Annotated in this window: 5 protein-coding genes; 2 read left to right on the plus strand and 3 right to left on the minus strand. The window is 34.9% G+C overall.

The window, feature by feature from the left end:
• Positions 1–2,258, plus strand: a 2,258-nt coding sequence (locus KQA_RS20565; RefSeq protein WP_198283125.1) for a T9SS type B sorting domain-containing protein, incomplete at its 5' end; no start/stop codon positions are given.
• Positions 2,259–3,078: 820 nt separating this feature from the next.
• Complete coding sequence (locus KQA_RS0214065) at positions 3,079–6,672, plus strand: Ig-like domain-containing protein (RefSeq protein ID WP_010182069.1); 3,594 nt, start codon at positions 3,079–3,081, stop codon at positions 6,670–6,672.
• Between the two features lie 95 nt (positions 6,673–6,767).
• On the opposite strand, the gene KQA_RS0214070 is transcribed toward KQA_RS0214065, so the two are convergent.
• From KQA_RS0214070 to KQA_RS0214080, 3 genes are all read right to left on the minus strand, one after another.
• Entirely contained in the window at positions 6,768–9,413 is a 2,646-nt protein-coding gene (locus tag KQA_RS0214070) for an MGH1-like glycoside hydrolase domain-containing protein (RefSeq protein WP_010182070.1), read from the minus strand.
• A gap of 762 nt (positions 9,414–10,175) precedes the next feature.
• Positions 10,176–10,586 carry a hypothetical protein gene (locus KQA_RS0214075; RefSeq protein ID WP_010182071.1) on the minus strand — a complete coding sequence of 137 codons (411 nt, stop codon included), beginning with the start codon at positions 10,584–10,586 and terminating at the stop codon, positions 10,176–10,178.
• A gap of 233 nt (positions 10,587–10,819) precedes the next feature.
• Positions 10,820–11,422, minus strand: a complete 603-nt coding sequence (locus tag KQA_RS0214080) for a hypothetical protein (RefSeq protein WP_010182073.1) — start codon at positions 11,420–11,422, stop codon at positions 10,820–10,822.
• Between the last annotated feature and the right edge of the window lie 81 nt (positions 11,423–11,503).

The following is an 11,503-nucleotide window of genomic DNA, read 5'->3' on the forward strand; positions in this document are numbered from 1 at the left end:
GAGTGTCTAATGGAGAAACACTGATTAATTATACCATACCAAGTTCAGGTTCATGTGGAAGTATTGCTGCTACTCCAAAATTGGTCAGAGTGAGTTTAATACGTTCAACAGCAGGAACAATTAGTCCTGCCGAAACTATATGTGTTGGAGGGACAACAACATATACGTCAACCCAATCAGGAGGGGAGTGGACATCATTAAATACGTCTGTAGCAACAGTTGATCGATTTACGGGACTTATTACTGGGGTAAGTAGAGGTCCAGCTGTCATACAATATACGGTTCCGGGTTCGCCAGCAGGTGGAACTTGTGCAGCGGGTATAGCAAGGAGGGATGTGTTAGTGGAAGAATTGTCGGAACCAGATGTTATTCTTTCTACTCGTTTTGGTATTATTGAAACTTGTGTAAATAACGAACCGCCTGTAGTGCTTTTATCGACAGTGGCTGGAGGGACATGGATTTCATCTGATACAAGTATCGCTACGGTAAATGCAGATACAGGTGCTTTTACTCCTATTGGAGCGGGTGTGGTAACTATTGAATATACAGTGAGTAGAAATGGATGTGATATGGCGGTAACTAAATCTATTGATATTACTGTTAATGCAACGCCAAATCCAGGAATGATAGATGGAGATCAAAAGATTTGTCAAGGAGATACGGTATTATATACCTCAGATGGTGAATCAGGAACATGGAACTCTTTGGATACTTCAATAGCTACTGTGGATAGTAGTGGAAATGTGCTAGGTGTATCCGGAGGTAGTACGGTAATAGAATATACAGTATCTGGGGCAGGAAGTTGCGCAGCAGCTACCGTTTCTAGAGGAATAACTGTGGATCCAACACCAAATCCTGGGAGTTTGCCAGTCGGAGAGCGTATTTGCGAAGAAGGCATGATCACGTTATCTATTGGTGGAGGTGATACTGGAGGGGTTTGGACTTCATTAAATGAATCTATAGCGACTGTTGATGCCATTACTGGAGAAATAACAGGGGTGTCAGCTGGTATAGCAGGTATTTTATATGAGGTTGATCCAACTGGAGATTGTAATGCTATTGCAAATACAGACATTATTGTGGAGGCTCCTTTGGGTGCAGGTACTTTATCGGGAGAGCAAAATGTATGTTTAAACGAAACAACTACATTTACGCCAGAACTTGGTTTTACAGGTGGAACCTGGAGATCACTAAGTCCAACAATTGCTAGTGTTGATGCAAATGGAGTGGTTACCGGAAATAGTTTTGGGTCTGCAATAATTGAATATACGATAAGCAGTACGGGGCCTTGTGGTGATGAAACAGTAACTAGAATTGTTACAGTAACTCCACCGCCAGAAGACCCTATTGTGAATGATATTGAAACCTGCGAAGGTGATTTTGTTGAATTTAGAGCAGGTATAGCTGCAGGTTTAACGGCGAATTGGTTTGATAGTGATGGTACTACATTGTTATTGGGTAACACGAATAATTTTATTCCACCGGTATCAGGTTTAGGTATTTTTGATTTCTTTTTACAATCAGTAAACCCGATAACTGGATGTGAAAGTAGTTTGGTTCCTTTTAAATTGACGGTATTTGAAGCGCCAAATGCTGGAACAGGAGGAACACTAACTATATGTGAAGGTGAAACTTTAACAATTAGTATGTTAGATAATTTCCTGGGAGATGCAAATCCAGGAGGTACTTGGAGTCCTGCTTTGTTTGGAGCAGGGGTGTACAGTTATACGGTTGATCCAATTAGTACATCATGTATTGCCGATGTGGCTCAAGTGACAGTTGTTGAAACGCCAGCACCATCCGGAACTACCGTTGAAACTGGTGATAGAAGTGCTTTGATTATAACCCCTTTTGGAGCTAATTTAGAATATACGGTTGAATTAGAAGATGGTGGGGTAATTGGACCTCAATCAGATAATTTGTTTACTAATTTACCTTTGGGAGTACATACAGCTGTTGTGAATAACAATTGTTCTCCACCAGATATTGTGGAATTTGATTTGTTTGGTTTTCCAAAGTTCTTTAGCCCAAATGATGATGGTGTACATGATACATGGAATATAGAAGGGGTAAGGACTAATGACTTTTTGATTACCATATTTGACCGTTATGGTAGATTAATGACTTCTTTTAAACCTCAAAGCCCCGGGTGGAATGGTACATATAACAATATTCATATGCCAGCTGATGATTACTGGTATGTTGCCGTACGCGATAGTGGCGATGAATATCGAGGTCATTTCGCATTATTGCGATAATGTATTGTTGATTTTATAGGCTTTTAATTACAATAAAGTAAAAGCTGTTATGTTTTGTGGCATGGCAGCTTTTTTGCATTTTTTTACATACCCATATAATATTTTTTGGAAAGAATTTGCGGGGGTATTTAAAAAGACATGACTTTAACTCCCATTATGCATTAGAACTTCGAAATAGAATAGATTTTTAATGGTAAATACTATTAATCGATTACTTAAGTTTTGTTTGAAATTGTGTTTGTTTTTTTAAACATTAAAAATGAGTCGGTTATAATTGTTAGAATTTGTTTTGCGGTATTGAAAGATTTAACCTGTTATTTGTCGTAACTACTTAGCTTTTAAACGAAAAACGAATGATTTATTTTTCTCTGCCAGACTTTAATTCTAAATTTATGTTAATAAAATGATAATAAAACAAGGTTGCTATTAGTAAAAGTGCTACAAAAGAAGATTATTCTGTTTAATTTAATTAAAAATTGCTTTATATATGATATAAGGTTTGCGTAAAATCTTAAAGAAAAGGTAATTTTTTTTTAGCCTACAACACCTATGCTATTTCTTCGTTTAAAATATTAGCTCAAACTAGGTATGTTTAGTGATATGCATATCTAAATTTTACTGTGTTTAATCATGTTTATTATTTAAAGCTTTAAAGCAGCTCAAAATCTCTTGGATTTATAGGGAAACCTATAGAGTGAATCTTAGGAGTAGTTTTAATCAATGAATAGTAATGTAATAATATAAAATGTTTAACCATATTTAAAAACAACTAATTAGGAGCCTTTTATGGTTAGCTCCAAAACTCTAACTCAATATAATTATGAAACGTTTAAAATTTATGTTGGCAGCGCTCTGTTTGTCATCAATTGGGGCTTCTGCTCAGGATTGGAACGGAATCCCAATACCAGCAAATGCACCATCAGGAATGGTATGGGAACTCAACCCAGTCTCGGATAGCTTTAACTACGAGTCAAACACAAGAAGTATTCACCCAGAATTTGAAAAAAGATGGAACGAACTTTACATTAATGGTTTCTCAGGACCATCGGCAACATCATATCACAAGGATCATACATGGATTACCAATGGGATGTTGAATATACATGCAGCATGGGATGCTACATTACCAATTGTTTATACTGGATGTATTTCTTCTAAGTCTACTTTATCTTATCCAATGTACATGGAATCAAGAGTAAAGCAGGCAGGTTGTATGTTAGCCAATAATATTTGGATGATTAGTGATGATGAAACAGAAGAATTAGATATGTTAGAATCATATCCAAATACGCAACCAGGGCGTGAATTTTTGGATGAACGTATTCATTTAAGTCATCATACTTTTATTAGAGAGCCATTTACAGATTACCAACCTAGAGATGAGGAAGGTGTTTTTGGAACTTGGTATTTTGAAGAAGATAGAAAAACATGGAGAAAAGACTTTTTTACCATTGGGGTATATTGGAAAAATCCACATCATGCAGAATATTACATCAACGGAAAATTGGTTAGAACCATTAAAAAGAATGAACATAGTTTTGTAGATCCTCAAGGTAATTTATCGGAGCATACTACAAGTTTTGATGCTATTGACAAATATGGTTATACAGGAGGAACAGGTTTAAGTAAGCCGCAGCATATTATTATTAATATGGAGCAACAATCATGGTTAGCGGCATTAAATATTTTTCCAACACGCGAAGATTTAGATGATAAAAACCAAAGAAACTTATTTTTAGTTGACTGGATTAGAGTATATGATGCTGTTCCAACTGGAGGAAGAGTACCAGTTACAGATATTCAAGTAACACCAGTAGATGTAAATATTAGACCAGGAGAAACATTTAATTTAAATGCTTCAATTATTCCTAGTAATGCAACAACTCAAGCAATTACTTGGACAACAAGTAATTCCACTATTGCTATAGTAAATGGAGCTGGTGTAGTAACAGGGATTTCTGAAGGAACAGTAACAGCAGAAGTAACTACTCAAGATGGTGGTTTAGTAGGTATAAGTACAGTAAGAGTTTCTGGAACACCTGTAGCGCCAACTGATACATCAATTGATGTAGAAGCAGTAAGTATTTCTCCAAGAGAAGCAACTGTAGGTGTTGGAGAAACAGTTGAGTTGAATGGAGCTATTATACCATTTAATGCAACCGTACAATCAATAGGTTGGGCGACATCTAATTCAAGTGTGGCTCAGGTTGATAATTTAGGAGTAGTTACTGCAGTATCAACGGGTACTACAACTATTACGGCTACTACCCTAGAAGGTGAAAAAACGGATGCTGTGGTAATCACTGTAACCGATAATTCTGGCGGAAGTGCTGACCCAGCTGTGTCTGTTACAGGTTTAAATGTTTCGCCAGCAACTATAACAATAGGTATTGGGGAAGTTGAATGTTTAAAAGGAACAGTAGCACCTGCAAATGCTAGTAATGGTGCGGTTAATTGGTCTTCTAATAATACAGACGTTGTATTGGTAAATAATTCTGGAGTAATTACTGGAGTAGCTAATGGTACTGCAACAATTACTGCAACTTCTAGAGATGGTTCATTCACGGATACATCAGTAGTAACTGTTGGTGAAGGTGGAGGATCGGGTCCTATTGATCCTGTAGATCCAGTTGTTAATGGAGGAACATTAACAGGAGGACCATTTACATTTACTGTGGGTGATGGTATTGCCGATAATGTATCTGGTGTTTCACTTTCTGGAAATGTAGGAGCAAATTCACAGTATGTGGTTACAGATGATCAAGGAGTTATTCTTGGTTTACCAGGAGTACCGACAGCAGTGAATTTTGATACTGCAGGTACAGGAACATGTTTTATATATCACTTAAGTTATGAAGGAACTATCGGTGGATTAACAGCAGGGGCTAATATTTCTGGTTTCACTGGAAACTTTGATTTATCTAATAGTATTCGTGTAAACAGAAACCCAGTAGTAGTTGTTGTAGATCCAGCTGGAGATAAAATTGTTATTGAAGCAGAAACATTTATTTCAACCAATGGTACTTTTGATGATGCTAGCGCAGGAGGTCCTGGGTTAGGGGTAAATCAAACAGCTGTAGGGATCAACTATGTAAATAGAGGTGATTATGCAGAGTATACAATTAATGTAGGTAGTGCCGGGGAGTATGCAATTGAATATTTAATTTCAACTCCATCGGATAATGCTCAAATTCAATTAGCTATTAATGGAACTGCATTAGTAACAGATAATGTACCTAATAATGGTGATTGGGATGCTTATACTACACTAACATCTGGTACTGTTATTAATTTAAGTACAGGTGTGCAAACACTAAGAGTAACAGGTTCTGGGACTAATGATTGGCAGTGGAATTTGGATAAAATTACATTAACTAAACAAGGAGGGACAACAGCTCCAGTAGTTAATGGAGGTACTTTAACAGGAGGGCCATTCACTTTTGTAGTTGATGGAATAGCAGATAATGTGTCTGGTGTTTCAGTTTCTGGAAATCAAGGTGCAAATTCTGGATGGGTAGTTACTGATGAGAGTTTAAATATATTAGGTTTACCACCAACACCGCAAGCAGTTAATTTTGACGATGCAGGTACTGGAGTGTGTTTAATATGGCATATTTCTTACGAAAGTGGATTAACAGGTCTTAGCGTAGGTGAAAATGTTTCAGGTTTACAAGGGACATATGATTTATCTTCAAATTCAGTACGTGTTGAGCGTAATGCAGCGCCTACTACAGGTCAAAATGCAACGCTTGTTATTGAAGCCGAAGATTTTGATACTACAGGAGGTACATTTGATGATGCTTTTGCAGGAGGACCAGGTTCTGGAGTAAATAATGCTGGAGCTAATATCAATTATGTAAATTCTGGTGATTATGTTGAGTATACAGTGGATGTTGCTGTTGCTGGAACATATACTATTGATTACTCTATTTCGTCACCATCAGATAATGCTCAAATTGAGTTTGATGTGGTGGGTAGTTCAGCTTCGACAACGACTAACGTGCCTAATAATGGACAATGGGATAGTTTTGGATCATTAGATGGAGGAACTGTAGCATTAGCAGCGGGAAGTAATACAATAAGAATTACAGCATCTGGTAGTAATGTATGGCAATGGAATTTAGATAAAATTACATTGAGTACAGGTGGATCTGGTGCTAAAAATATTGAAGGTAGTACTTCTCTTGGATTATCGGTTTACCCTAACCCTGCTACAGATGCAGTGTTTGTTGAAGGTTTAGATCTAACTCAAGTGAATACAATTCATATGTATGATATTACAGGAGCAGAATACCCAATTAACATTAATGCTGATGCTTCTATTAATGTAGAAGGTTTAGCAAGTGGAGTGTATTTCATTACTGTAATGAGTTTGGAAAAAGGAAAACAGACTGCGAGATTGTTAAAAAATTAATGATTTTAAGAAATAATATTCCTTAAGAATTTACAAATAAAAAGCGAGTTTCATTTTTTGAGACTCGCTTTTTTTTAGTTGTGAAATTGTAAAAACTACCAACATGAATTATCAATAAGGGTAGCAATACAACCTGTCCATCCTGTTTGGTGATTAGCGCCAACACCACGTCCATTATCCCCATGAAAATATTCATAAAAGAGAACTAGATCTTTAAAATGCTCATCTTTATACCATTCTTGATGTAATTGATGTATCGGTCTATTTCCGTCTTTATCCTTTTTAAACATGTTTAGTAAGCGATTATTGATTAAGTCGCTCACTTGTTTCAGGTTCTTTTTAGTGTCGGAACCGTGTGGGTAACATACCGTGAATGTGTCCCCATAATATTTATGATATTCAAGTAACGACTGTACAAAAAGAAAGTTCATTGGCATCCAAATAGGACCTCGCCAATTGGAATTACCTCCAAATAAATAGGTGGAGGATTCAGCAGGATCGTATTTTACACTAAACTCTTTTCCGTCAATAACTAAATGATATGGGTTTTGATGAATTTTAGAAAGTGCTCTAATACCGTAATCACTTAAAAATTCATTTTCGTTTAATAAAGCACTTAGCAAACGTTCCATACGTGCTCTAGGTACCATGGATAATAAAATATCTTCACCTTTAGTGTATTCTTCAACAACCAAAGTTTGGTTGTTGTTTTTTCTGTAATTTCTAAACCATTCTAACCTTCGGGTAAAATCTTTAAGCTTAGCTAATTTTTCTTTTTCAAGTACCAATACAGAGTTAAGCGTCATTAAACCTACTAATGAGCGTACTTTAATAGGAATGTAATCGTTATTTGGTAAAATGAGTACATCGTAAAAAAAGCCTTGGTCTTCATCCCAACTACCTTTCCAGTTATCTCCAATGCCGTTGAGTGATGAGGCAATATGTACGAAGTGTTCAAAAAATTTGGTGCACATATCTTCAAAAGATTGATCATGCAATGCAATTTCGATACTTATTTGTAGCATGTTTAATGAAAACATAGCCATCCATGCGGTTCCATCAGCTTGTTCTAAGTGACCATTACCTGGAATTTGATTGCTACGATCAAAAACCCCAATATTATCTAGACCCAAAAAACCTCCTTCAAAAACATTATTTTGATCAAAATCTTTTCGGTTAACCCACCATGTAAAATTTAACGAGAGTTTGGTAAATATTTTTTTAAGAAAATCAATATCGCCTTTTCCTGTTTTTTTCTTATCAATTTCATAAACCTGAAATGCAGCCCATGCATGCACTGGGGGATTAACATCAGAAAATGCCCATTCGTAAGCTGGCATTTGTCCACTAGGAGCCATATACCATTCCTTTAAAATAAGGAGGAGTTGATTTTTGGCAAATTCAGCATCAAGCATAGCTAAGGGCACACAATGAAAAGCTAAATCCCAAACAGCATACCAAGGATATTCCCATTTGTCTGGCATGGAAATGATATCTTCATTATTCAAGGTTTTCCACTCGTTATTTCGGCCATGTAGTCGTTCTTTTGGAGGTGTGGGTTGGTTTTTGTCACCATGTAGCCAAGTGTGAACATCAATATTGTAATATTGCTTTGTCCACAGCATACCAGCAAAAGCTTGGCGTTGAATGTTTGTGGTGTCTTCGGATTCACCACGTTTAAACTGGGCATAAAATTCGTCAGTTTCTCTAATACGATCATTGAATATTGAATCAAAATCAGTAGTAAGTGATGTGGCTGATTGTTTGTTTTTGGATAAACGAATTTTAAAGGTTTTACTTTCTCCAGCAGGGATATTTACTTGATATAATGGAGCAAATTTAGTCCCCTTATCTACGGCGTCCGTAAGTTCAAAATCATTTTTAGTAACCGCATCATGAAATAGATCTTTTACGTATGGCGAGTTGTTTTTAACTCCAAATAGTTTTTCTTGATTGGTTTCGTTTTCAGTAAATAACCACTTTTGAGGTTGTTCAAAGTGAAGGTAATATTCTCCTAATTTAGGATGTTTTACTAGTACGGAACCATATTTTTCAGTCGACTTTAATTTGGTAATAGAATGTTCACCTCTCATTTTACCAAAACTCCAAAGGTTTCGCATTAAAATCGTGGGCATTACTGATATTTCAGAAGTTTCTGGACCTCGATTGTGTACGCTAATTCGCATTAAAATATCTTCTTCATCTGCTTTAGCATATTCTGTAAAAACATCAAAATACCTATTCTCGTTAAAAACTCCAGTATCTAAAATTTCATATTCAAGATCATTCTTATTTCTGCGAGCATTGGTATCGACCAAATCTTTATAAGGAAAGGCTGCCTGTGGATATTTATACAAATGTTTCATGTATGAATGCGTTGGCGAAGCATCTAAATAATAGTATAACTCCTTTACATCTTCGGCATGATTGCCTTCGGGACCTGTGAGTCCGAAAAGGCGCTCTTTTAAAATAGGATCTTTTCCATTCCAAAGCGCCACAGAAAGGTTAATAGCGCAATGACGGTCAGAGAATCCTGCAATACCATCTTCGCCCCAACGGTATACTCGGCTACGTGCATGATCATGCGGAAAATAATCCCAAGCAGCCCCATTGGGGCTGTAATCTTCACGTACTGTGCCCCATTGTCTTTCACTAAGATAAGGCCCCCATTCTAGCCATTTCTTTTTTTTATCATAATGCTCTTTTAAGCGAATTTCTTCAGTATTTTTTTTGGTGTTCATATATCAATTTTAACCATTTTTAGTAAATCTAGGATAGCAGGTCATGCTTCTATCAACAAATAGTGTTGTGCCATGTATATTCGGAGGAATCAGAAGCTAACTAAGTAACAACTGCTTCAATATCTTCTGGAATTCCGATTTGTTTATAAGGTATTAATTTATACATTTTTTTTAGAGTGCTTTCAGTTTTCTATGTCAAGTTGTAAATTTTAGTTTTATACGATTTAGTGATAATGATTTCGTATAAATATGTTGAATTATTTTTTGCTAGTCTAAGGCAAGAAAATCAAGCATAGCCTTAGTTAAGGTTGCTTTTTTTAACGCTAGAATAGTGAAAAAGAAACAGCATATATGCGAAATTTTTGTTAGTAAATCGTATTGATTGCACCTGGAGCAATACTATTTACTCTAACTTTTTGTGGGCCGTAACCTTGAGCAATAGACTACATAAGCATTTTAATGGCTCCTTTTATTAAGTTCTTTTCCATAATACTATCTTTAATGTGAAGTTAGTGTTAAGGTTTAGTACTATTGAATTCAATCCCATTAATACTAGACTGTTTTGCTATTGAATGATTTTATAATTTTGAGGAAATTGTAATAATTGAGGATGCTCAGTTTAAAAATCGTAATACAGATATGAGTTGTTGCATTTAAGTTCAATACAAATTCAAGTATGCTATTTTGCTTATGTTTTTTATTAGAATCACCAAATTTATATACCTAAAGTGAACTCGTTTGAATCTGTTAAATGATAGCTGACTATGAGAAGTTTTTTTGGATATAATGTGTTAAAGCGTTTTTTAAATCGTGTCTCTTTAAAGAAAAAGTTTTAGAATTTTTATCTAAATAGTCAGCAATCACAATGCCTTTTTTAGCTAAATTTAGTTTAGTTTTTTTTTGAGATTTTATGATTATAGCATGTATTAATTCTAATAATTGCTCAAGATTTTGTTCGTCAAAAATTTTTATTTTTTCGATAAATTCAGCTTCACTCATCTCGGAAATCTCTTTTAGAGTCAAATTAATAGTCTTTTTTAGATTTGATTCAATAGTAGTTAATTCATTTTCAATATTTTTAGGTTCTATTTTTATAATAAGACTTGTAAGTTTTTTAAAAACTAATGCCAATTTTTGAATTTCTCTCTTTATAAAGTCTTTTTCTTCTTGCATTTTAGAGTTTTTTATTAAGCTTTTGTGTCAATTACATTTCATTTTAGTTGATGTCATTTTTTTGATTCAACCATAACGATGCAATATTGAAATTATGAAAATACTCGATTTTATAGAACTGTCAATACTCATAACGAAGTTCTAGTGCCTAATATGGGTTTATTTTATCAACAAAACCGAGGTATAATTCAATTATACCTCGGTTTTTATTAATGCATAGTATTTATGATTATCTAAAAGCAAGTATTTAAATCGCAATCTGGATTGTTTTCTAGAATTCGTACAAACTGTTTTAATTTTTGTAAATCGGTTAAAGTAGTATTATTAATTACTGAATTTATATCATTCTGAGCAATATCACAAGGGTCATCATCAGTACAAACGGTATTATTTAAAGTAAATCTATCTAATACGACATTAATCTGTGGGTCAAAAAAGACACAACTAAAAAAGTCACTTCCATTACAAATTCTAACATCCATTCTTGAATTATTAAGTATTGAACGGCAGTCATCTGACCAATTTACAGAAAACCTAGCTTCTCTTGGAAAAGGTCCCAAATTGATTGTTTTTACTTGCAGTGGTATATTGCTGCCTCCAGAAAAATTCCCGCCAAACAATTGAATATGTGCGTAAAGTGAAAATATTCCTGGTCCACCGGGACCAATATTAAAGTTTTTCAATACATATTCTACATTATTTGCTCCTTGTTGTGCCAATGGGCCGACTAACGTAACATGATTTCCCTGTTGAGTAATACTTTGTGCTTGTAATGTTGTTAAAGACATTAACACTAATACAAAATTAAAAAGTAATAAGTTTTTGAAATTTCTCATAATGAATTTTAATTAAATGGTTATACGCTTTTAATATAAATATTTCGTATATTTAAGGATGCCAAAATCATCTACTCTAAT

The sequence above is a fragment of the Aquimarina agarilytica ZC1 genome (assembly GCF_000255455.1).
Lineage (GTDB): Bacteria > Bacteroidota > Bacteroidia > Flavobacteriales > Flavobacteriaceae > Aquimarina > Aquimarina agarilytica.